Source organism: Streptomyces sp. 35G-GA-8 (assembly GCF_023534745.1).
Lineage (GTDB): Bacteria > Actinomycetota > Actinomycetes > Streptomycetales > Streptomycetaceae > Streptomyces.
Map to the genome: position 1 here is coordinate 117,644 of NZ_JAMHJQ010000020.1, position 21,763 is coordinate 139,406.

The following is a 21,763-nucleotide window of genomic DNA, read 5'->3' on the forward strand; positions in this document are numbered from 1 at the left end:
CCCCGGCAACGCCACATCAGTCACTGATTCCCGGCACGCCGGATTTCTCTGTACGAGCATCTGAAGTCTTTGGAGTGACCCGTGGCTGCCAACTGCGACGTCTGCGGCAAGGGGCCGGGCTTCGGCAACAACATTTCGCACTCGCACCGCCGTACGTCCCGTCGCTGGAACCCGAACATCCAGCGCGTGCGTGCCGTGGTCGGTCGGACGCCGAAGCGGCTCAACGTCTGCACATCGTGCATCAAGGCCGGCAAGGTCTCGCGCTGACGCCCGCGTCGTAGCGCAGCCCCTGCGGTTGCCTTGAAAAGCCGGTCCACCTCGGTGGACCGGCTTTTTGCCGTGCCGGTGCCCGTCGTCACGCCGGCGTCCGGGCGGCGCCGTCAGCGGAAGCGCCACCCGTGATCCACCGGGCCTATCCCCGCGCCCAGCGCGAAGCCGTGCGCGATCGCGCCCGTCACATACTCCTTGGCCGCCCGCACGGCCGCCACCACGTCCTGCCCCCGGGCCAGGCCCGAGGCGATCGCCGACGCGTAGGTGCAGCCCGTGCCATGGGTATGCCGGTTGTCGTGGCGCGGTGCGCGCAGCCAGTGTTCCTCGGCGCCGTCGGTCAGCAGATCGACCGCGTCCCCGGGCAGATGCCCGCCCTTGATCAGCGCCCAGCGGGGCCCGAATTCGAGTACGGCGCCGGCCGCGCGGCGCAGCCCCGTCTCGTCCTCCACCCGTACGCCGGTGAGCTGTGCCACCTCGTCCAGATTGGGGGTGGCGACGGTCGCGACCGGCAACAGCCTCGTCCGTACGCCGTCCAGCGCCGAGGCGGCGAGCAGCGGATCGCCATGCTTGGAGACCCCGACCGGGTCGATCACCACGGGGGCGTCGGTCCCGGCGAGCAGTTCCGCGACGGCCGCGACCAGTTCGGCGGAGGAGAGCATGCCGGTCTTCACCGCCTGGACGCCGATGTCGTCGACGACGGCGCCGTACTGGGCGCGTACGGCCTCCACGGGCAGCTCCCAGGCGCCGTGCACGCCCGTGGAGTTCTGTGCCGTCACCGCCGTGAGCACGCTCATGCCGTGCACACCGAACGCCAGCATCGTCTTCAGATCCGCCTGGATGCCCGCACCGCCGCCGGAGTCCGATCCGGCGACGGTGAGCACGCGCGGTGGCACGGACGGTGGCGTTACTCGCTCAGCTATCGGCATGGTGCCGAATCTACTGGGCGTCCTCGATGTCCCCGAAGTGGTCCCAGCCGCCCTTGCGGGTCCAGGGTGCCCCGTCGACCGTCACCTGCGGCAGCGCGGACGGGTTGAGCACCTCACCGATCACCTTCCAGCGGGCCGGCAGCTTCACGTCGGGCGGGAACGTGGCGACGATGGCGTGATCCTCGCCACCGGTCAGCACCCACTGGAGCGGGTCGATCCCGACCGCCTGGCCGATGTCGTTCATCTGCGAGGGGATGTCGATCAGACCTGAGCGCAGATCGATACGGACCTTGCTGGCCTCCGCGATATGCCCCAGATCCGCGACGAGTCCGTCGCTGACGTCGGTCATGGCGGTGGCACCGAGCCCGGCCGCCGCGGGACCCGCGTGATAGGGCGGTTCCGGTCGGCGGTGGGCCTCGACGAAGGCGCGGGGCGAGCGGAAGCCGCGTGAGAGCACCGCGTGCCCGGCCGCCGACCAGCCCAACCAGCCGGTGTAGGCGATGACATCGCCCGGCCGGGCGCCGGACCGGGTGACCGGCTCGTGGTTGCGGAGATCGCCCAGCGCGGTGATGGCGATGGTGATCGTGTCGCCGCGTACGACATCACCGCCGACCACGGCCGCGCCCGCGACCTGGCACTCGTCGCGAATACCGTCCATCAGCTCGGTGGGCCAGGTGACCGGGAGTTCGGCCGGGACGACGAGGCCGAGGAGCAGCGCCGTGGGGACCGCGCCCATCGCCGCGATATCGGCGAGGTTCTGCGCTGCCGCCTTCCGGCCGACGTCGTAGGCCGTCGACCAGTCACGGCGGAAGTGCCGCCCCTCCAGCAACAGGTCCGTACTCGCCACGACCCTGCGGTCGGGCGCGGCCACGACCGCGGCGTCGTCGCCCGGCCCGAGCCGGACCGCCGGGGTGGTGGTGAGCCGGGAGGTGAGTTCCCTGATGAGACCGAACTCCCCCAACTCGCCCACGGTTCCCTTCACCGAGTCTCCCCTCTCTCTCATCACCGGGCCGCACGCGCGGTCGCGGTCCTTCACTGCTGTCGGTACGGTCGTGAGTCGCGTCAACTTCGTCTTCCGTACGCCACCCCGCGGGCGCCACCCGGGACCCGGGTCTCCCCGCCGCACTCGGCGACGCGATACCGTGGCGTCTCTTTCCCCCACATGATCCTCGTGGCCGCCCTGGAGGTTCCGTGGTACAGGCGTACATCCTTATCCAGACCGAGGTGGGCAAGGCGACGACCGTCGCCGAGACCATCGCCAAGATTCCGGGAGTTATCCAGGCCGAGGACGTCACCGGTCCCTATGACGTGATCGTGCGCGCTCAGGCGGACACCGTCGATGAGCTGGGGCGCATGGTGGTCGCGAAAATCCAGCAAGTGGAAGGCATCACCCGCACCCTGACCTGCCCGGTCGTGCACTTGTAGCCCCCGTCTACCCTTGGCCGGTGACCATCTCCTGTCGCCCGCCGTTCCGCCGCAGGCTATCCGGCCGTCCGCTCGTCCGCCTGTCCGCCGTCGTTCTGGTGGCGGCGGTGGCGGGCTGTTCCTCCGCCGGCACGTCGATGCCGGTCGCGGTTCCCAGCCCGCCCGCGGAGGAGGCAGCGCTGTGCCGGGCTCTCCACAAGGAGCTGCCGAAGACCATCTCCGACCTCGGCCGGGCCGATCCCGAGCCGTCTTCCGAACTGACCGCCGGGTGGGGGGACGCCGCGATCGTACTGCGCTGCGGTGTCCCCCGGCCCGAGGGGATGAGCGATGCCCAGTCGGACGCGGTGGAGGCCAACGGCGTCAACTGGATGCTGGAGGAACGGGACTCGGGGCCCCGCTTCACGACCACGTACCGCGAGACGTATGTGGAGGTCACCATGGACGAACGGTTCACGCATGACTCCACGCCGCTCGCCGAGCTGGCCGCGCCGGTCAAGAAGACGATTCCGTCCAGTCTGTGACCCAAGGGGCCCGGCGCGGCCCCCGACGAGGGTCCGGTACGGGCGTCAGCGCAGCCCGGTCGGCCGGCGCAGCGCCGCCTGGATCAGCCGGTCGATCAGCTCCGGATAACCGACGCCGCTCTCCTGCCACATCCGCGGGAACATCGAGATGGGCGTGAAGCCCGGCAGCGTATTGATCTCGTTGATGACGAACTCTCCGTCCTCGGTGAGGAAGAAGTCCGCGCGGACCAGGCCCTCGCAGGAGGCGGCCTCGAACGCCTCGACGGCGAGCCGCTGTACCTCGGCCGTCTGCTCCTCGGTGAGGGGCGCGGGCACCAGACCGGTGGCCGAGTCGATGTACTTGGCCTCGAAGTCGTAGAAGTCGTGCGCCGTGACCGGCGGGATCTCCGCGGGCACGCTGGCGCGCGGGCCGTCCTCGAACTCCAGCACCCCGCACTCGATCTCGCGGCCCCGCAGCAGCGACTCCACCAGGATCTTGGGGTCGTGCCGCTGGGCCTCGGTGATCGCCTCGTCCAGGCCCGAGGCGTCCTCGACCTTGGTGATCCCCATGGAGGATCCGGCGCGGGCGGGCTTCACGAAGAGCGGCCAGCCGTGCTCCGCGGCGAAGTCGACGATCTTCTTGCGGGCGGCGGCGCCCTTGGCTCCTTCTGGTCCCTGCTCCCATTCGCGGGGGCGGATCACCAGATACGGGCCGACGGGCAGCCCGAAGGAGGTGAACACCCGCTTCATGTACTCCTTGTCCTGCCCGACGGCGGAGGCGAGGACGCCCGCGCCGACGTACGGGACACCGGAGAGTTCCAGCAGGCCCTGGAGGGTGCCGTCCTCTCCGTAGGGGCCGTGCAGTACGGGGAAGACGACATCGACCTCGCCCAGCGCCTTGGGTACGGAACCCGGCTCGCTGTAGACGACCTCGCGGTTGCCCGGGTCGACGGAGAGTACGACGCCGCCGTCGGTCGACTCGGCGATCTGCTCGACGCTCGGCAGCGCGCGGTCGGCGATGGCCATCCGCTCCGGATCGTCGGCGGTGAGCGCCCAGCGGCCGTCGGTGGTGATACCGATGGGCAGGACGTCGTACTTCGTCCGGTCGATGGACCGCAGTACGGCCCCGGCCGTGACCACGGAAATGGCGTGCTCGGAGCTCCGTCCGCCGAAGACGACGGCCACGCGCGGCTTGCGGAGCTGCTGCTCAGGGCTCTGGGGGGAGTTCTCGCTGCTCATATCGCGATGAGCGTACCTGTTGGTAGCGCCCGAGTCAGCGTTGGTCGCGGCCGAGTCAGAGACCGCCGCCCGGAGTGGGCGGCGGAGTCGGCCGCGGCGGTGGTCGCGGGGGTCAGCTGCGCTCGGGCTTGGCGCTGCGCGACATCAGTTCCTTGAGCGCGACGAGCGGCGGCTTGCCGTTGTGCACGATGTCCACCACCGTCTCCGTGAGCGGCATGTCGACGCCGTGGCGGCGGGCGAGGTCCAGCACGGACTCACAGGATTTGACGCCCTCCGCGGTCTGCTTGGTGACCGCGATGGTCTCCTGGAGGGTCATCCCGCGGCCGAGGTTGGTACCGAAGGTGTGGTTGCGGGAGAGCGGCGAGGAGCAGGTGGCGATCAGATCGCCCATGCCGGCGAGGCCGGAGAAGGTGTGCGGGTCGGCGCCCATGGCGAGGCCGAGCCGGGTGGTCTCCGCGAGGCCCCGGGTCATCAGGGAGGCCTTCGTGTTGTCGCCGAGGCCCATGCCGTCGGCGATTCCGACGGCGAGACCGATGACGTTCTTGACCGCGCCGCCGAGTTCACAGCCGACGACGTCGGTGTTGGTGTACGGACGGAAGTACGAGGTGTGGCAGGCGGACTGGAGGCGGCGCGCCACGTCCTCGTCACGGCACGCGACGACGGCGGCGGCCGGCATCCGTCCGGCGATCTCCTTGGCGAGATTGGGGCCGGTGATCACGGCGACCCGCTCCGCCGGTGCCTTGGCGACCTCCTCGATCACCTCGCTCATCCGCTTGGCCGTGCCGAGTTCGACGCCCTTCATCAGCGAGACGAGCACGGTGTCGGCGGGCAGTACGGGCGCCCACTCGGCGAGATTGCCGCGCAGCGTCTGCGAGGGCACGGTGAGCACCGTGAACTCGGCGCCGCGCGCCGCCTCCGCGGGGTCGGTGGTGGCCCGTACGCCCACGGGCAGTTCGAAGCCGGGCAGGTAGTCCGGGTTGGTGTGCGCGGTGTTGATCGCGTCGACGACCTCCCGGCGGCGGCCCCAGAGCGTCACCTCGCATCCCGCGTCGGCGAGGACCATGGCGAACGCCGTGCCCCACGACCCCGCTCCGAAGACCGCGACCCGCGTCACTTCGACCCCTCTTCCGCGGCCTTGCGCCGCTGTTCCGCCCTGGCCTTGCGATGGTCGTACGCGGCCGTGGGCACCGGCTCCCCGCGCAGTTCGGAGAGCAGTTCCGTGATCGCGGCCATGATGACCTCGGTGACCTCACGCAGCAATTCGGGCGTGATGTCCCTGCCGTAGTAGCGCGCCAGGTCCACGGGCGGTCCGACGAGCACATGGTGCGTCTTGCGCGGGAGGAGGTTCGGCTTCTTCGCGTACGGCGGCAGCAGCAGGTTGGCGCCCCACTGCGCGATGGGGATGACCGGGCACTTGGTCTGGAGGGCGACCCTGGCGACGCCGGTCTTGGCGGTCATGGGCCACTGCCCGGGGTCGCGGGTGATGGTGCCCTCGGGGTAGAAGGCCACGCACTCGCCGCGCTCGACGGCGTCGATCGCGGCGCGGAAGGCGCTCAGCGCGTCGCTGGTCTCGCGGTAGACGGGAATCTGGCCGGTGCCGCGCATCACGGCCCCGATGAATCCCCTGGTGAATAGGCCGTGCTTGGCGAGGAAGCGCGGAACGCGGCCTGTGTTGTACTGGAAGTGCGCGTACGCGAACGGGTCGAGATGCGAATTGTGGTTCACGGCGGTGATGAATCCGCCGTCGGCCGGAATGTGCTCCGCACCCTTCCAGTCCCGCTTGAGCAGCACGATCAGCGGCGGTTTCGCGATGGCCGCCGCAAGGCGGTACCAGAAGCCGATTCTGCGGCGGGACACTCGGACACCTTTCTCTTCTCGCCCGGCTCATTGCCCGGCTGCCGGGGGTCAAGTGTGGCCCCGGGCCCCTGCTCTGTCGAGAACACCGTACGCCCCGTCTCCGGGGCCGCCTCTGTGGGCCGGGACGGTGCCGGGCCACAATAGAGGGCGGATACACCCGGGCCGCCACAGCATGGACGGAGAGTTCGCCACGAACACCGACCCGACCGCCCGCTGGTCTCTGGTCGTTCCCCTCAAACCGCTGCGGCTGGCCAAGAGCCGGCTCGCGGGGACGGCGGGCGACGCCCTGCGCCCGCGGCTCGCCCTCGCGTTCGCGCAGGACACCGTGGCAGCCGCGCTGGCCAGCCCCGTGGTCCGGGATGTGGTGGTCGTCACGGACGATCCGACGGCGAGCGCGGAACTGGCCGAGCTGGGGGCGCGCATCGTGCCGGACGCCCCGGCGAACGGTCTCAACGCGGCGCTGGCGCATGGCGCGCGGGCCGTCAGGGCGGTCAGGCCACGGGCCGCCGTGGCCGCGCTCAACGCGGATCTGCCGGCGCTGCGGCCCGCGGAACTGACGCGGGTGCTCTCCGCCGCGGAGGCATTTCCGCGCGCCTTTCTCGCGGATGCCGCCGAAATCGGTACGACATTGCTGACGGCCGCGCCCGGTGCCGAATTGAATCCGGCTTTCGGCGGCCCCTCCCGGCATCGGCATTTGTCCTCGGGCGCGGTGGAAATAGTTCTGACCGGGGTCGATTCCGTACGACGGGACGTGGACACGGGCGATGATCTGCGGGCGGCGGCGGCGCTGGGCCTGGGCCCGTACACGGCCCGCGGGTACACGCCGCGCGGCCCGCTGCCCGCGCCCCGGCCGGGGAGCTGAGGACGGCCTCCGCGGCCCCCGGAGGACCGCTACGCTGCGGTTATGCAGGCGACCTCGTACACATACGATTCCGAGACCCGCGCCGGGAGTGTGCTGCTGGACGACGGCACCCCGGTGGAATTCGACGCGGCCGCCTTCGACGCCGGCGGACTGCGGCTGCTGCGGCCGGGACAGCGCGTCCGGATCGAGACCGAGGGCGAGGGCGCGTCCCTCAGAATCACGCTGGTGACGCTCCAGACGCTCTGACGCCCTCGCGCCGTCCCGGGCGCCTGCCCGTACCGCGTACCCCGTACAACGCCGCGGGCCGGGCTCCCCGAGGGGAGCCCGGCCCGGCGCGTGTGGCCCTGTGCCGCCTGCTGCCTACTTCTTCCTCGCGGCGGTCTTCTTCGCGGTGGTCGTGCGCGCGGTGGCCTTTCGCGCGGGGGCCTTCTTGGCCGTCGCCTTCTTGGCCGGCGCGGTCTTCTTCGCCGTGGCCTTCTTGGCCGCCGCCGTCTTGGCGGTCTTCTTCGCGGGCGTGGCCTTCTTCGCCGTGGCCTTCTTGGCGGCGGTCTTCTTGACCGCCGTCTTCTTGGCCGCGGTGACCTTCTTGACGGCCGTCTTGCGGGCCGCGGCGGTCTTGGCGGTGGCCTTCTTGGCCGCGGCCTTCACGGTCGTACGGGCGGAAACGCCGCCCGAGAGGCTGCCCTTGGGTGCCTTCTTGACGGCCACATCGTTCTTCGGGAGCTTCTTCGAGCCGCTGACCAGGTCCTTGAAGCCCTGTCCCGCGCGGAACCGCGGCACGGAGGTCTTCTTGACCCGGACGCGCTCACCGGTCTGCGGGTTACGGGCGTAACGGGCCGGGCGGTCGACCTTCTCGAACGAACCGAATCCGGTGACCGAGACCCGGTCTCCGGCGACCACCGCGCGGACGATCGCGTCGAGTACCGCGTCCACCGCGTCCGCGGCCTGCTGACGGCCGCCGACCTTGTCCGCAATCGCTTCTACGAGCTGCGCCTTGTTCACGTCTTCCCCTTCGGAGACATTGCCAGAACGAAAGTGTTCAAGCTTTTTCGCACGTTAGGCAGATATATACCGCAAATCAAACACGAAACGGGCTAATCACCCTAGTGCCGCAACGAAGTCGACCTGGCGGAGATCCGCGGAGGTCAGTCGCCTTCCGGAAATCGACCCTCGTCCAGGTCCTTCATCAAGCGGTCCAGACGACGTGCCGCATCCGGGAGGTCATGTTTCGCCGCGGCCGTGATGACCAGCAGCTTCCGGGAGAGCGCCATCCGTACGCCATCCGGGACTTGCAGTGCACGCACCCTCGCGTGCGCTTCTTTGAGTTGTTCGGCGACTAACCCGTAGAGCTTGAGTTGGCTGTCGCGTTCCATGCACCGATTGTGCCATCTGGGGCGAGTTGTCGCCCGACGGGGGCTCAACAAGCAACTGCACCCCCTGCCGGGAGGCAGGGGGTGCAGTAGGGGAAAAGCGCTGCTCAGACGGTAATTGTGCGGGGTTTGAAGGACGGCCTGGCGGCCTCGTAGGCGGCGATGTCCGCTTCGTTCTGAAGGGTGAGACTGATGTCGTCGAGCCCGTTCAGCAACCTCCAGCGGGCGTTCTCGTCAAGCTCGAAATCAGCCGTCAACGTTGCTCCGTCGGGGGAGGTCGCCCGCACCTGGCGCTGCTCCAGGTCCACGGCGACCTCCGCCGTGGGGTCGCTCTCCGCGATCGCCCAGAGGGCGTCCACGACCGGCTGCTCCAGAACCACGGTCAGCAGACCGTTCTTGAGCGAGTTGCCGCGGAAGATATCGGCGAACCGGGACGAGATGACGGCCTTGAAACCGAAGTTCTGCAGGGCCCAGACGGCGTGTTCACGGGACGACCCGGTACCGAAGTCCGGTCCCGCGACCAGCACCGTCGCCCCCGCGTACACGGGCCGGTTGAGGACGAACTCGGGGTCCTTGCGCCAGGCCTCGAAGAGCCCGTCCTCGAAGCCGTCGCGGGTGACCTTCTTGAGCCAGTGGGCGGGGATGATCTGGTCGGTGTCCACATTGCTGCGGCGCAGCGGTACGGCCCGGCCGGTGTGGGTGGTGAAGGCTTCCATGGTTATCGCGCTCCAGCGGGCGTACGGGCGCCGGCGTCGGTGTCGGACAGATCGGCGGGCGAGGCCAGATGACCCAGCACGGCGGTGGCGGCGGCGACCTGGGGAGAGACCAGGTGGGTACGGCCGCCCTTGCCCTGCCGGCCCTCGAAGTTGCGGTTGGAGGTGGACGCGGAGCGCTCACCGGGGGCGAGTTGGTCGGGGTTCATGCCCAGACACATCGAGCAGCCCGCGTGCCGCCACTCCGCTCCGGCGGCGGTGAAGACCTTGTCCAGGCCCTCTTCGACGGCCTGGAGGGCGACCCGTACCGAACCGGGGACCACCAGCATCCGTACGCCGTCGGCGACTTTGCGGCCTTCGAGCAGCGAGGCCGCCGAGCGCAGGTCCTCGATACGGCCGTTGGTGCAGGAGCCTACGAAGACGGTGTCGACCGTGATGTCGCGCAGCGCCTGCCCGGCGGTCAACCCCATGTATTCCAGGGCCTTTTCGGCGGCGTGGCGCTCCGAGGCGTCCTCGTACGAAGCCGGGTCGGGGACGTTCGCGGAGAGCGGGGCTCCCTGGCCGGGGTTGGTGCCCCAGGTGACGAACGGGGCCAGTTCCGCGGCCTCGATGAAGACCTCGGCGTCGAAGACCGCGTCGTCGTCGGTGCGCAGCGTCCGCCAGTAGGCGACCGCCGCGTCCCAGTCCGCGCCCTCGGGGGCGTGGTCCCTGCCCTTGAGATAGCCGAAGGTGGTCTCGTCGGGGGCGATCATGCCCGCCCTGGCCCCGGCCTCGATGGACATGTTGCAGATGGTCATCCGCGCTTCCATCGAGAGTTTCTCGATGGCGGAGCCCCGGTATTCGAGGATGTAGCCCTGGCCGCCGCCGGTACCGATCCTGGCGATGATCGCGAGGATCAGGTCCTTGGCGGTGACCTCGGCGGGCAGTTCGCCCTCGACCGTGATCGCCATGGTCTTGGGCCGGGCCAGCGGCAGCGTCTGGGTGGCCAGGACATGCTCGACCTGGCTGGTGCCGATGCCGAACGCCAGCGCGCCGAAGGCGCCGTGGGTGGAGGTGTGGCTGTCGCCGCAGACCACGGTGGTGCCGGGCTGGGTGAGCCCCAGCTGCGGCCCCACGACATGGACGACGCCCTGCTCGACATCGCCGAGCGGGTGCAGCCGTACGCCGAAGTCGGCGCAGTTCTTGCGCAGCGTCTCCAACTGGACACGGGAGACGGGGTCCGCGATGGGCTTGTCGATGTCGAGGGTCGGGGTGTTGTGGTCCTCGGTCGCGATGGTGAGGTCGAGCCGCCGGACCTTGCGGTCGCTCATGCGGAGGCCGTCGAAGGCCTGGGGGCTGGTCACCTCGTGCAGCAGGTGCAGATCGATGAAGAGGAGGTCGGGCTCGCCCTCTGCGCGCCGGACGACATGATCGTCCCAGACCTTCTCCGCGAGTGTCCTACCCATCGCTTTCCCTCCGACCGGCTCTCACAGCCGGCGCTCCTAGAGATATGTGGGCCCACGTCCGCTCCCCCGCGCACCGGACGTCGACTGGAGACCCGTCGGTCCGCGGGCCCGTCCATACAGGTTCGCAAGTTCCTTGGGAAATTGAACTTGCGTTTCACAGAGTGAGACGCGAATATCGTTTCATGGACAACTCTAGCGGCGTCGGCGTTCTCGACAAGGCTGCTCTGGTACTGAGCGCCCTGGAGTCCGGTCCGGCCACCCTCGCCGGACTGGTCGCGGCGACCGGGCTCGCACGGCCCACGGCCCACAGACTGGCCGTGGCACTGGAACATCACCGGCTGGTGGCGAGGGACATGCAGGGCCGGTTCATTCTCGGCCCGCGGCTGGCCGAGCTGGCCGCCGCGGCCGGCGAGGACCGTCTGCTGGCCACGGCCGGACCCGTGCTCACACATCTGCGGGACATGACCGGCGAGAGCGCGCAGCTCTACCGGCGCCAGGGTGACATGCGGATATGCGTGGCGGCGGCGGAGCGGCTCTCCGGACTGCGGGACACCGTCCCGGTCGGTTCCACGCTCACGATGAAGGCGGGCTCCTCGGCCCAGATCCTGATGGCCTGGGAGGAGCCCGAGCGGCTGCACCGCGGTCTCCAGGGGGCCAGGTTCACGGCGACGGCGCTCTCGGGCGTACGGCGCAGGGGCTGGGCCCAGTCGATCGGTGAGCGCGAGCCGGGTGTGGCCTCGGTCTCCGCGCCGGTACGGGGGCCCTCCAACCGCGTGGTCGCGGCGGTCTCGGTATCCGGACCGATCGAGCGGCTCACCAGGCACCCGGGCCGGATGCACGCCCAGGCCGTGATAGACGCGGCGGGCCGGTTGAGCGAGGCCCTGCGCCGCAGCGGCTGATCCCGCCCCTCCTCTCTCCCCTCTCTGTCTCTCGCCGTACTCACCGTTACGTACGTGCCACTGCCCGCTTCCACCGGCAGGCCGCTCCAGCGTCGCAGCGGCCGGGCCGGTATCGCCGTGGGCGAGTGGCGGCAGAGGAGTCCAACAGGCGCTTCGACAGCGGCGGTTGACAGCGTTGACGGCACTGGCGGTGGACAGCGGAAAGGCCCTCCCGCGAACGGAAGGGCCTTCTCGTACTGCTGTTGTACCCCCGACCGGATTCGAACCGGCGCTACTGCCGTGAGAGGGCAGCGTGCTAGGCCGCTACACAACGGGGGCATGGACCGAAGTCCAGCTGGGCTACCAGGACTCGAACCTAGAACAACGGAACCAGAAACCGTCGTGTTGCCAATTACACCATAGCCCATAGGTGGTTTAGACCAGTACCCCCGACCGGATTCGAACCGGCGCTACTGCCGTGAGAGGGCAGCGTGCTAGGCCGCTACACAACGGGGGCCTGGACCGAAGTCCAGCTGGGCTACCAGGACACGAACCTAGACAAACGGAACCAGAAACCGTCGTGTTGCCAATTACACCATAGCCCATAGGTGGTTTAGACCAGTACCCCCGACCGGATTCGAACCGGCGCTACTGCCGTGAGAGGGCAGCGTGCTAGGCCGCTACACAACGGGGGCCCTAGCGATCCTGCATCGACGTATCCGGGTGCGACCCGAAGACATCGGAGAGAAGGATCTGTACCCCCGACCGGATTCGAACCGGCGCTACTGCCGTGAGAGGGCAGCGTGCTAGGCCGCTACACAACGGGGGCGTTGCAGACAACATCTGCGCTGGGCTACCAGGACTCGAACCTAGACTAACGGAACCAGAAACCGTCGTGCTGCCAATTACACCATAGCCCATAGGTGGTTTAGACCAGTACCCCCGACCGGATTCGAACCGGCGCTACTGCCGTGAGAGGGCAGCGTGCTAGGCCGCTACACAACGGGGGCGTTGCAGACAACATCTGCGCTGGGCTACCAGGACTCGAACCTAGACTAACGGAACCAGAAACCGTCGTGCTGCCAATTACACCATAGCCCACCAAAACTGAACCCCCATGCGGGGGTTTGTCTGGCTTGCGTCTCCCGGTCGAACCTTTCGGTTTTCCCGGGCGGCGCAGGAAGAACATTACCCGATCGCGGACAGCGCTCCAAAACGGGTATCGCCCCGCAGCAGGCCGGGAAGCTGGCCGAGATCGGTGATCCGCACCAGCTCGGGACGCCCGCCGAGCCCGCCCCGGTCCAGCCAGACCCCGGCGAGCCCCGCGGCCACCGCGCCGCCGGCGTCGATGTCCGGTTCATTGCCCACGTAGGCCACCTCCCCGGGGTCCAGCGCCAGCGCGTCACAGGCGGCGTGGAAGGCGGCGGCGTCGGGCTTGGCGACGCCCAGCTCGGCCGCGCACAGCACGGCCTCGAAGTGGTCCCGTACCCCCAGGACACGGAGCTTGCGGTCCTGGTTGCGGAGGCTGGAGTTGGACAGGACGGCCTGCCGGTAGTCGGCGGCCAGCCCGTCGAGCACGGCGAGACTGTCGGGAAACAGCGACCAGGCGGACTCGAAGTGAACGATGTACCGCTCGAACCAGGCGTCCGCCTCCACGTCGCTCAGCTCGGCCCCGAGGAACATCCGCACGCGGTCGCGCCGCTGCCCCTGGAAGTCCGTCTCCCCCGCGGCGAACCGGTCCCAGTTCAGATCGGTGATCTCCCGCCAACGCCCGAGGGCCCGGTCGACCGTGGGAAACCGGTCGGCCAGGCCCTCGGCCGCGAGATGGGTCTGCATGCCGGCGCGGTCCGCGCTGGTGTAGTCGAAGAGAGTGTCGTCGATGTCCCAGAGGACGGCACGAATCGCCATGACACGACGGTACCCCGGGACGGCCCCACGGCTGGGGGTTCGGGGGTCATCCCCCGATGTACGCAGCGTCGAAGAGAGTGTCGTCGATGTCCCAGAGGACGGCACGGATCACCATGACACGAGGGTCGACGGTACCCCGCGACCGCTCTCAGGACGTCAGCTTCGCCAGCGCCGTATCGATCCGGGACAGGGTGCGCTCGCGGCCCAGGATCTCCAGGGACTCGAACAGCGGCAGGCCCACCGTGCGGCCCGTGACCGCGACGCGGACCGGGGCCTGGGCCTTGCCCAGCTTGAGGCCGTGCTCCTCGCCCGCCGCGAGCACCGCGTTCTTGAGCGCCTCGGCGTTCCACTCCGCCTCGGCGATCTTCGTACGGGCCGTGGCCAGCAGCGCGTCCGCGCCCGGCTTCATCGCCTTCGTCCAGGACGCCTCGTCCTCCACGGGCGCGTCGAGGAAGAGGAAGTCGACATTGGCGGTGATGTCCGAGAGCACCGTGACCCGGGTCTGTGCCAGCGGGGCCAGCGCCTCGAAGGCCGTGGCGTCGAAGGACTCCGGCGCCCAGGGCGCGTGCGGGGCCTTCAGCCAGGGACCGCATGCCTCGATGAACGTCTTCACGTCCAGCAGCCGGATGTGGTCGGCGTTGATCGCCTCGGCCTTCTTCAGGTCGAAGCGGGCCGGATTGGCGTTGACGTCCGCGATGTCGAACGCGGCGACCATCTCGTCCATCGTGAAGATGTCGCGGTCCGCGGCGAGCGACCAGCCCAGCAGCGAGAGGTAGTTGAGCAGCCCCTCGGGCAGGAAGCCGCGCTCGCGGTAGAGATTGAGGGACGACTGCGGGTCGCGCTTGGAGAGCTTCTTGTTGCCCTCGCCCATGACATACGGGAGGTGCCCGAACGCCGGGATCTCCTTCGCGATGCCCAGCTCGATCAGCGCCTTGTAGAGCGCGATCTGGCGCGGGGTGGAGGAGAGCAGGTCCTCACCGCGCAGGACGTGGGTGATCTCCATCAGCGCGTCGTCGACCGGGTTGACGAGCGTGTAGAGCGGGGCGCCGTTGGCGCGCACGATGCCGTAGTCCGGGACGTTCTCCGGGGTGAAGGTCAGCTCACCGCGGACCAGGTCCGTGAAGGTGATCGGCTCGTCGGGCATCCGGAAGCGGACGATGGAGGTCCGGCCCTCGGCCTCGTACGCCGCCTTCCGCTCCGCGGTCAGATCGCGGCAATGCCCGTCGTACCCGGAGGGCCGGCCGGCCGCGCGGGCCGCCTCTCGCCGCGCCTCCAGTTCCTCGGTGGTGCAGTAGCAGTGGTACGCGTTGCCCGCGGCGAGCAGCCTCTCGGCGATGTCGCGGTAGAGGTCCATCCGCTGCGACTGGCGGTACGGCGCGTGCGGCCCGCCGATCTCGGGCCCCTCGTCCCAGTCGAACCCCAGCCAGCGCATCGAGTCGAGCAGCTGCGCGTAGGACTCCTCGGAGTCGCGCGCCGCGTCGGTGTCCTCGATGCGGAAGACCATGGTGCCGCCGCTGTGACGGGCGAACGCCCAGTTGAACAGGGCGGTGCGGACCAGTCCCACATGGGGGTTGCCGGTCGGCGAGGGACAGAAACGTACACGGACGGGTCCGTTAGCCACGCTTGATCACCTTGTTGGTGAGAGTGCCGATGCCTTCGATGGTGACGGCGACCTCGTCGCCGACGCTGAGGGGGCCGACCCCGGCGGGGGTGCCCGTGAGGATGACGTCGCCCGGGAGCAGCGTCATGGCCTCGGTGATGTGGACGATCACGTCCTCGATGGAGCGGATCATGTCGCTCGTCCGGCCCAGTTGGCGCTGCTCGCCGTTGACCGTGCACTGGAGGGTGAGATCGGAGGGGTCGAGGTCGGTCTCCACCCAGGGCCCGAGCGGGCACGAGGTGTCGAAGCCCTTGGCGCGTGACCACTGGTTCTCGGCGCGCTGGGCGTCCCGGGCCGTGACGTCGTTGGCACAGGTGTAGCCGAAGATGACGTCCTTCACGCGCTCGCGGGGCACCTCACGGCACATCCGGCCGATGACGACGGCGAGTTCGGCCTCGTAGTGGACCTCCTGCGAGAAGGAGGGGTACTCGATGGCGTCGCCGGTGCCGATCAGCGCGGTGGTCGGCTTGAGGAAGACGACGGGCACTTCCGGTACGGCGTTGCCCAGTTCGGCCGCGTGATCGGCGTAGTTGCGGCCGATGCCGAGGATCTTGTTGCCGATCACGGGCGGCAGGAGGCGGACCTTGCTCAGCGGGACCTTGGTGCCGGAGAGCTCGAAGTCGGCGTACGGAATGCCCTTGATGATGTCGAGGACGAGGCCGGCGGGGTCGCCGCTGCCGTCGCCCTCGACCGCGCCGAAGGCGACATTGCCGTCGATGGAGAATCTGGCGATGCGCACGGGTTGCTGTCGCCCCTCACTCTTGCTCGCTGGTCTGGAGACTGACGCTCCAGGCTAGCGCGGCGGCACGCGGTGCCGCCCTCGTGTCCGTGCCACGTGGGAGGGGTGCGGGCCTGCCCGCCGGACAGGCCCGAGGGGGCTGGCGGAAGCCGACAGAAGTGGATCACCCTGATTCGGGCCCGGCGGGAACCTACTGGGCGACGGGCGCGTCCATCAGGGTCGTACGGCGGGGGTTGGCGGTCCGGTTCGGCAGCTCGACGGAGTGTTCCGGCCGCTCCACGGGGACCAGTTCCTCGGCGTCCTTCAGATGGGCCAGCGTGGTGCGCCGGGGGTTGGCGGTGGTGCGGAAGATCATCGTCGTCTTCATCTCTGCTGTCAGACCCTGTCGGTAGTACGGGCGCCGGGGGCGCCACTTGTCGGATATGCCATCCCTGTAAAGCGTCAGGCTAAACACCCGATTCCCCGTCGGAGCGGGGATCCATCGGCGATCACCATGTGAGTTTGCTCACGACTCGCCGGGCATTTCCCGCATTACGGGCAAGGGTTGATGATCGAGGAAACGGACAATGCGTTACTGAACGTTACATTCCGCTCCTGATCATGAGGACTGGGACACCCCCCACCCGTAGGGAGCTCGTCAATAAAAGTCCCTTTCCTCCGCGAACCCTTTCTACGGCTTGTGATGCGCCGCTCACACCGTGTCATTCACGTCACAGGGCCCCCGTCGGCCCTTGTTGGAGATCCTGCACTGTGCTGGAATTCCCCCCACCGCCGCGGGTTTCAAGTACCGGCGCGCAAGGGCGCAACGCAGCGCCGAGTGGCGGTGGGGAAGGGGAGCAAGCGCCGGTCACTCACGACCACCATGGGGAGCGCTCAGCCCCACGACGCCGACACCGTCCCGCCGTTCGCGGGGGGACGCCTGGTCCAGAGGTTGCGACGCTAGTGCAGGGACGTTTCAAGAGGGATAGCAGCGCTGCGGCGGAGCAGGAGTCCCGTGGCGGAACCGACCGCGGCTCCTCGCCCCAGCACACCCAGAACCCGGGCCCGGCACCGTCGGGCGAGACCGGCGGCCGTGCCGGACGCCCCGGGACCGCGCCGGGCGGCGCCGGGTCCCCGGTCACGCCCCCGTCAGCGCCCAAGGCGACGGCGCCGACTGACGCGGGATCACGAATAGCGCTGCGCAACTGGCGCATCAGTACGCGCCTGGTGGCGCTCCTCACCCTCCCCGTGGTGGCGGCCACCACCCTGGGTGGGCTCCGGATCAACGAGTCGCTGAACGACATGCAGCAGCTGGAGCACATGCAGCTGCTCACCAAGATGACCAAGGAGGCGACCAGCCTGGCCGCCGCGCTCCAGTTGGAGCGTGACGAGTCGGCAGGTCCGCTCAACAACGGCGTCAACCCCAAGGACTTCAAGGTCCAGGACCGCCGTACGGCGACCGACCGGGCGAAGAAGGCGTTCCTCGGTGCCACGGTCGACATCGGGAACACCGACGGCGACCAGGCGCTGGAGAGCATCCGCTCCAACGTCAACCAGATCGCCACCCAGGTCAACAAGATCAGCGAAATCCGCGAGGGCGCCTACACGTCGGACGCGGACTCGCTGACGGTCGACGCGTACAGCGGACTGATCGACTCGCTGCTGAGCCTCTCGCAGGACATGGCGCAGGCGACCAGCAACCCGGACATGATCAAGCGGACCCGCGCGCTGGCCGCGTTCTCGTCCGCCAAGGAGTACGCGTCCATCCAGCGGGCGATCATCGCCGCCGCGCTGCCGGCCAGCCCGAAGACCAAGGGCAAGCTCACCGAGAACGACCGGCTCTACGGTCTGGCCGCGGCGACCAAGGAGAAGAACGCCCTCACCTCCTTCAGCCGGCTGTACGAGTCGATGGGCGGCGACGCCGAAGAGCTGATGGCTCCGCTCAACGGCCAGGGCAACCCGGAGATCCAGGCGTCCGAGAAGTACGCGGACCGCGTCCTCGGCACCACCGACGGGCTCGCGGCGCAGCCCAGCCGCTCGTATCTGGACTGGACGGACCAGGCGTCCACCCGGATCGACGCGATGAAGACCATCGAGGCCACGCTGCTGGGCGAGATGGAGGGCAAGGCCCGCGAGCTGCGCTCCAGTTCGCAGCAGGACGCGATCATCAACGCCGCCGTGATCCTGCTGGTGCTCGGGGTCTCGCTGGTCGGCGCCTTCGTGGTGGCCCGCTCCATGATCCGCTCGCTGCGCCGGCTCCAGGACACCGCTACGCGGGTCGCCCAGGAGCGGCTGCCCGAGCTGGTCAAGCAGCTCTCCGACTCGGACCCGCAGGATGTCGACACCTCGGTCGAGTCGGTCGGTGTGCACTCCAAGGACGAGATCGGAAAGGTCGCCGCGGCCTTCGACGACGTACACCGCGAGGCGGTCAGGCTCGCCGCCGAGCAGGCCCTCCTGCGAGGCAACGTCAACGCGATGTTCACCAACCTCTCGCGCCGCAGCCAGGGCCTCATCCAGCGCCAGCTGTCCCTCATCTCCGAGCTGGAGTCCCGCGAGGCCGACCCGGACCAGCTCTCCTCGCTCTTCAAGCTCGACCACCTCGCGACCCGAANCCAGCGCCAGCTGTCCCTCATCTCCGAGCTGGAGTCCCGCGAGGCCGACCCGGACCAGCTCTCCTCGCTCTTCAAGCTCGACCACCTCGCGACCCGAATGCGCCGTAACGGTGAGAACCTCCTCGTCCTCGCGGGCGAGGAGCCGGGCCGCCGCTGGACCCGCCCCGTCCCGCTGGTCGATGTGCTCCGTGCCGCCGCCTCCGAGGTGGAGCAGTACGAGCGCATCGAACTGTCCTCGGTTCCCACCTCCGAGGTCGCCGGCCGGGTCGTCAACGACCTCGTGCACCTCCTCGCCGAGCTGCTGGAGAACGCCACCTCGTTCTCCAGCCCGCAGACGAAGGTCCGGGTCACCGGTCACGCGCTGCCCGACGGGCGGGTGCTCGTCGAGATCCACGACACCGGTATCGGTCTCTCGCCCGAGGACCTCGCGGCGATCAACGAGCGGCTCGCCTCGCCGCCCACCGTGGATGTCTCGGTCTCGCGCCGCATGGGTCTGTTCGTGGTCGGCCGGCTCTCCCTGCGTCACGGCATCCGGATCCAGCTGCGCCCCTCCGACTCGGGCGGTACGACCGCGCTGGTCATGCTCCCGGTCGATGTCGCCCACGGCGGCAAGAAGGGCCAGGTGGGCCGGCCGGGCGCGGGCGTCGGTCCCGGTGGCCAGAACGGCGCGGGCCAGGCCCCGGCCGGTACCGGTGGCCAGCTGACCGGCGCTCCCGGTGCGCCCGGCGGCAACCGCCCCGGTGTCAGTGCCGGATCCGGCGGGGGGCTGCTCGGCGCGGGTGCGCCGCGCGGCCAGGTGAGTGCCGGTACGGGACCGCGCGCCGCGCTGCCGTCCCGCGACGGAACTCAGGGCGGTGCCCAGGGCGGTGGATCGCGCGATCCGCAGCGTCAGGGTCAGGGTCAGGGTTCCGGTCAGCCCAGTGTCTTCAGTCAGAACGCCTTCGGCGCACCGCCCCAGAACGGACCCGGCCAGGGTGGTCAGGGACAAGGGCAGGGCGGCCAGGGCCAGGGACAGGGCCGTACGGAGGACCGTCCCGGCGCGCAGAACGGGCCGAACAGCAGGCAGGACCAGGGGGTCAGGGCCGGCCAGGGCGGTCAGAACGGCTTCAGCGGCCACGCCCAGAACGCCTTCCAGCAGGGTCCCCAGGGTGGCGCCCCCGACCGCGGCCGGCAGCTCCCGCCGCCCGGCGGACCGCGTGCCGAACTGCCCGGCGGCAACCCGGGGTCCCAGAACCAGCGCCCGCAGACGACGAGTTGGGGCAGCGAGCAGCAGGCGCTCCCGCCGCGTGCGTCGCTGGACACCCCGCGCGGACACGAGGAGCACGACTCGTCGGGCCAGTTCGCCCGGCCGACGGCCGAGCAGCAGGGCCCGGGTTCCACCTCGGAGTTCCAGCGGCCGGACTTCAACGGGCCCCGGCCCGACCAGAACCCGGCGCAGCGCGGGGGCCCGCAGGACGCCGCCTCCACGGCCGCGTTCCCGCGTCCGGACTTCAACGCCCCGGCCCCGGCGGGCTACGGCTCCGGGGAGTACGGCGTACCGCAGGGCCAGAACGCGCAGTCCGACTTCCGCCCGCAGGCGGAGTACCCGTCGGCGCAGTACCCGCCGTCGGAGTACAGCGCTCCGCAGCAGGGCTTCAACGCCCCGCGGCCCCCGGCACCGGCGTCGGCGCCCGGTTCCGAGGGCGGCTACCGCCAGCCGAGCCTGCCGCCGCAGCCACAGCCGGAGGCGCTGCCCCCGGCCGGGCCCGGTGATGGCCGTACCCCGCTGTACGACACCCTGGAGACCAACTGGTTCCATGGCGCGCAGCAGGGTGGCGGGCAGCAGCCGCAGGATCGCGGTCCTGCCGAGCGCTCTCCCATGCCGCCCGCGCAGCAGCGCGAACCGATGCCGCGGCGCGAGCCCGCCAACGGTTCGGGGCCGGGCGGTCAGGGCACCAACGGCTCCGGTTTCCAGACGTCCGGTACGAATGGTTCCGGTTTCGGCGCCTCGGGGAACGGTTCCGGCACCCATGGCGTCGGCGTCACTTCCTCCTGGCGTACATCGCCCAACGACGAGCTGGTACGCCAGGCCGAGCGGGTCAAAAAGCCCCAGGCCGGCGGCATCACCACCTCCGGTCTGCCCCGCCGGGTCCCGCGTGCCAACCTGGTGCCGGGGACCGCGCAGGAACAGAACAACCAGGCCGGTCCGCAGGTCTCGCGTGCGCCGGCTGACGTACGCGGCCGGCTGACCAATCTCCGTCGGGGTATTCAGCAGGGTCGTCAGGCGGGCAACACCGGCCCGGCGAACAACGGCTTCAACCTCGGCACCTCTCACCAGCAGGAGCGTTAGTTGAGTCCGATGAGTCAGGCTGCGCAGAATCTGAACTGGTTGATCACCAACTTCGTGGACAACACCCCTGGGGTGTCCCACACGGTCGTGGTCTCCGCCGACGGACTTCTGCTGGCCATGTCCGAGGGCTTCCCCCGCGACCGCGCCGATCAGCTCGCGGCCGTGGCGTCCGGTCTGACCTCGCTCACCGCGGGGGCTTCCCGGATCTTCGAAGGCGGCCCGGTCAACCAGACCGTGGTGGAGATGGAGCGCGGCTTCCTCTTCCTCATGTCCGTCTCCGACGGTTCCTCCCTGGCCGTGCTCGCGCACCCCGAGTGCGACATCGGTCTGGTGGGGTACGAAATGGCCCTCCTGGTCGATCGCGCCGGTACGGTCCTCACCCCGGACCTGCGCGCCGAGCTCCAGGGAAGTCTGTTGCACTGAGGCTCCCGAGGACCGCCCCAAGCCCCATACCGTCAGGCCGCCCAACCGGCCCCCCACCGGCCAAGTCAGACGGCACGCAGACATCCTGCTGTCACGCCCGGAGGATTCATGACCCCGCCACCCGCCTCTCACGATCCGTACGGCGCCTCGGTCGACGCGTCGTACGGTCCTGAAGGCGATCAGCCGCTGGTACGTCCGTACGCCATGACCGGCGGCCGGACCAGGCCGCGGTACCAGCTCGCCATCGAGGCGCTGGTGAGTACGACAGCAGACCCGGCGCATCTCGCCACCCTGCTCCCCGAGCACCAGCGAATCTGCCATCTGTGCCGTGAGGTCAAGTCGGTGGCCGAGGTGTCGGCGCTGCTGACGATGCCGCTGGGCGTCGCGCGCATTCTCGTGGCCGACCTGGCGGAGGCGGGCATGGTCGCGATCCACCAGCCGGGTAACGGAGAGGCCGGCGGCACGCCGGATGTGACACTGCTCGAAAGGGTGCTCAGTGGACTTCGCAAGCTCTAGCGGCGGAGCGGCACGCTCAACCACCAGCGCGAAGATCGTGGTGGCGGGCGGCTTCGGCGTGGGCAAGACCACGTTCGTCGGCGCCGTCTCGGAGATCAACCCGCTGCGTACC

Annotated in this window: 22 protein-coding genes, 9 tRNA genes and 1 pseudogene; 10 read left to right on the forward strand and 22 right to left on the reverse strand. The window is 69.6% G+C overall.

Features of this window, described 5'->3' with window-relative positions; all coding sequences use genetic code 11:
* Positions 1 to 81: 81 nt before the first annotated feature.
* Positions 82 to 267, forward strand: a complete 186-nt coding sequence (gene rpmB, locus M1203_RS34255) for a 50S ribosomal protein L28 (RefSeq protein WP_003957616.1) — start codon at positions 82 to 84, stop codon at positions 265 to 267.
* A gap of 113 nt (positions 268 to 380) precedes the next feature.
* On the opposite strand, the gene thiD is transcribed toward rpmB, so the two are convergent.
* Together thiD and M1203_RS34265 are read right to left on the reverse strand one after the other, a co-directional pair.
* Complete coding sequence (gene thiD, locus M1203_RS34260; RefSeq protein WP_249953750.1) at positions 381 to 1,196, reverse strand: bifunctional hydroxymethylpyrimidine kinase/phosphomethylpyrimidine kinase; 816 nt, start codon at positions 1,194 to 1,196, stop codon at positions 381 to 383.
* Between the two features lie 10 nt (positions 1,197 to 1,206).
* Complete coding sequence (locus M1203_RS34265; RefSeq protein ID WP_249953751.1) at positions 1,207 to 2,178, reverse strand: thiamine-phosphate kinase; 972 nt, start codon at positions 2,176 to 2,178, stop codon at positions 1,207 to 1,209.
* A gap of 209 nt (positions 2,179 to 2,387) precedes the next feature.
* On the opposite strand from M1203_RS34265, the gene M1203_RS34270 reads away from it, so the two are divergent.
* Together M1203_RS34270 and M1203_RS34275 are read left to right on the forward strand one after the other, a co-directional pair.
* Positions 2,388 to 2,621 (forward strand): Lrp/AsnC family transcriptional regulator, encoded by a 234-nt coding sequence (locus tag M1203_RS34270; RefSeq protein WP_030351778.1) that lies wholly within the window; start codon positions 2,388 to 2,390, stop codon positions 2,619 to 2,621.
* Positions 2,622 to 2,647: 26 nt separating this feature from the next.
* Entirely contained in the window at positions 2,648 to 3,142 is a 495-nt protein-coding gene (locus M1203_RS34275; RefSeq protein WP_308404947.1) for a DUF3515 domain-containing protein, read from the forward strand.
* Positions 3,143 to 3,187: 45 nt separating this feature from the next.
* Here M1203_RS34275 and M1203_RS34280 read toward each other — a convergent pair whose 3' ends face one another.
* The 3 genes from M1203_RS34280 to M1203_RS34290 form a co-directional block, all read right to left on the reverse strand.
* Positions 3,188 to 4,360 carry a D-alanine--D-alanine ligase family protein gene (locus tag M1203_RS34280; protein ID WP_249953752.1) on the reverse strand — a complete coding sequence of 391 codons (1,173 nt, stop codon included), beginning with the start codon at positions 4,358 to 4,360 and terminating at the stop codon, positions 3,188 to 3,190.
* A gap of 112 nt (positions 4,361 to 4,472) precedes the next feature.
* Positions 4,473 to 5,474, reverse strand: coding sequence for an NAD(P)H-dependent glycerol-3-phosphate dehydrogenase (locus tag M1203_RS34285; protein WP_308404946.1), 1,002 nt, complete (start codon positions 5,472 to 5,474; stop codon positions 4,473 to 4,475).
* On the reverse strand, positions 5,471 to 6,217 hold the full coding sequence (locus tag M1203_RS34290; protein WP_249953753.1) for a lysophospholipid acyltransferase family protein: 747 nt from the start codon (positions 6,215 to 6,217) through the stop codon (positions 5,471 to 5,473). Before M1203_RS34290 ends, M1203_RS34285 begins: the two co-directional genes overlap by 4 nt.
* A 172-nt stretch (positions 6,218 to 6,389) precedes the next feature.
* Here M1203_RS34290 and cofC point away from each other — a divergent pair, with 172 nt between their 5' ends.
* Entirely contained in the window at positions 6,390 to 7,079 is a 690-nt protein-coding gene (gene cofC, locus M1203_RS34295; RefSeq protein WP_249953754.1) for a 2-phospho-L-lactate guanylyltransferase, read from the forward strand.
* 42 nt (positions 7,080 to 7,121) lie between these two features.
* Positions 7,122 to 7,325 (forward strand): hypothetical protein, encoded by a 204-nt coding sequence (locus M1203_RS34300; RefSeq protein WP_249953755.1) that lies wholly within the window; start codon positions 7,122 to 7,124, stop codon positions 7,323 to 7,325.
* Positions 7,326 to 7,439: 114 nt separating this feature from the next.
* Here the strand turns inward: M1203_RS34300 and M1203_RS34305 are convergent, their stop codons facing one another.
* The 4 genes from M1203_RS34305 to leuC form a co-directional block, all read right to left on the reverse strand.
* Positions 7,440 to 8,081, reverse strand: a complete 642-nt coding sequence (locus tag M1203_RS34305) for an HU family DNA-binding protein (protein WP_249953756.1) — start codon at positions 8,079 to 8,081, stop codon at positions 7,440 to 7,442.
* Positions 8,082 to 8,224: 143 nt separating this feature from the next.
* On the reverse strand, positions 8,225 to 8,452 hold the full coding sequence (locus M1203_RS34310) for a hypothetical protein (protein WP_249953757.1): 228 nt from the start codon (positions 8,450 to 8,452) through the stop codon (positions 8,225 to 8,227).
* Positions 8,453 to 8,556: 104 nt separating this feature from the next.
* Positions 8,557 to 9,165, reverse strand: a complete 609-nt coding sequence (gene leuD, locus M1203_RS34315; RefSeq protein ID WP_249953758.1) for a 3-isopropylmalate dehydratase small subunit — start codon at positions 9,163 to 9,165, stop codon at positions 8,557 to 8,559.
* Between the two features lie 2 nt (positions 9,166 to 9,167).
* Positions 9,168 to 10,607, reverse strand: coding sequence for a 3-isopropylmalate dehydratase large subunit (leuC, locus tag M1203_RS34320; protein WP_249953759.1), 1,440 nt, complete (start codon positions 10,605 to 10,607; stop codon positions 9,168 to 9,170).
* Positions 10,608 to 10,789: 182 nt separating this feature from the next.
* Between leuC and ndgR the strand changes: the two genes are divergently transcribed.
* Positions 10,790 to 11,506, forward strand: a complete 717-nt coding sequence (gene ndgR / locus M1203_RS34325) for an IclR family transcriptional regulator NdgR (RefSeq protein ID WP_030351789.1) — start codon at positions 10,790 to 10,792, stop codon at positions 11,504 to 11,506.
* 245 nt (positions 11,507 to 11,751) lie between these two features.
* Here the strand turns inward: ndgR and M1203_RS34330 are convergent.
* From M1203_RS34330 to M1203_RS34390, 13 genes are all read right to left on the reverse strand, one after another.
* A tRNA-Glu gene (locus M1203_RS34330) sits at positions 11,752 to 11,824 on the reverse strand.
* 16 nt (positions 11,825 to 11,840) lie between these two features.
* Positions 11,841 to 11,912, reverse strand: a tRNA-Gln gene (locus M1203_RS34335).
* 17 nt (positions 11,913 to 11,929) lie between these two features.
* A tRNA-Glu gene (locus M1203_RS34340) sits at positions 11,930 to 12,002 on the reverse strand.
* A gap of 16 nt (positions 12,003 to 12,018) precedes the next feature.
* Positions 12,019 to 12,090 (reverse strand) — tRNA-Gln (locus M1203_RS34345).
* A gap of 17 nt (positions 12,091 to 12,107) precedes the next feature.
* Positions 12,108 to 12,180: transfer RNA gene (locus M1203_RS34350), tRNA-Glu, on the reverse strand.
* Between the two features lie 61 nt (positions 12,181 to 12,241).
* A tRNA-Glu gene (locus M1203_RS34355) sits at positions 12,242 to 12,314 on the reverse strand.
* A gap of 19 nt (positions 12,315 to 12,333) precedes the next feature.
* Positions 12,334 to 12,405 (reverse strand) — tRNA-Gln (locus M1203_RS34360).
* A gap of 17 nt (positions 12,406 to 12,422) precedes the next feature.
* Positions 12,423 to 12,495: transfer RNA gene (locus M1203_RS34365), tRNA-Glu, on the reverse strand.
* 19 nt (positions 12,496 to 12,514) lie between these two features.
* A tRNA-Gln gene (locus tag M1203_RS34370) sits at positions 12,515 to 12,586 on the reverse strand.
* An 87-nt stretch (positions 12,587 to 12,673) separates the two neighbouring features.
* Positions 12,674 to 13,393, reverse strand: a complete 720-nt coding sequence (locus M1203_RS34375) for an HAD family hydrolase (RefSeq protein ID WP_249953760.1) — start codon at positions 13,391 to 13,393, stop codon at positions 12,674 to 12,676.
* Positions 13,394 to 13,541: 148 nt separating this feature from the next.
* Positions 13,542 to 15,014, reverse strand: coding sequence for a glutamate--tRNA ligase (gltX, locus tag M1203_RS34380; RefSeq protein ID WP_249953761.1), 1,473 nt, complete (start codon positions 15,012 to 15,014; stop codon positions 13,542 to 13,544).
* Positions 15,007 to 15,792: a fumarylacetoacetate hydrolase family protein gene (locus M1203_RS34385; RefSeq protein ID WP_249953762.1), complete on the reverse strand. Its 786-nt coding sequence runs from the start codon at positions 15,790 to 15,792 to the stop codon at positions 15,007 to 15,009. Before M1203_RS34385 ends, gltX begins: the two co-directional genes overlap by 8 nt.
* A 190-nt stretch (positions 15,793 to 15,982) precedes the next feature.
* Entirely contained in the window at positions 15,983 to 16,159 is a 177-nt protein-coding gene (locus tag M1203_RS34390; protein ID WP_249953763.1) for a hypothetical protein, read from the reverse strand.
* Positions 16,160 to 16,734: 575 nt separating this feature from the next.
* Here M1203_RS34390 and M1203_RS34395 point away from each other — a divergent pair.
* The 4 genes and pseudogenes from M1203_RS34395 to M1203_RS34410 form a co-directional block, all read left to right on the forward strand.
* Positions 16,735 to 20,712, forward strand: coding sequence for a nitrate- and nitrite sensing domain-containing protein (locus M1203_RS34395; RefSeq protein ID WP_249953764.1), 3,978 nt, complete (start codon positions 16,735 to 16,737; stop codon positions 20,710 to 20,712).
* 9 nt (positions 20,713 to 20,721) lie between these two features.
* Positions 20,722 to 21,135, forward strand: coding sequence for a roadblock/LC7 domain-containing protein (locus M1203_RS34400; RefSeq protein ID WP_030351794.1), 414 nt, complete (start codon positions 20,722 to 20,724; stop codon positions 21,133 to 21,135).
* 108 nt (positions 21,136 to 21,243) lie between these two features.
* Positions 21,244 to 21,651: a DUF742 domain-containing protein gene (locus tag M1203_RS34405; RefSeq protein ID WP_030351795.1), complete on the forward strand. Its 408-nt coding sequence runs from the start codon at positions 21,244 to 21,246 to the stop codon at positions 21,649 to 21,651.
* Positions 21,632 to 21,763, forward strand: a pseudogene (locus M1203_RS34410) (ATP/GTP-binding protein); the annotation flags it as partial. The gene M1203_RS34405 and the pseudogene M1203_RS34410, both read left to right, overlap by 20 nt.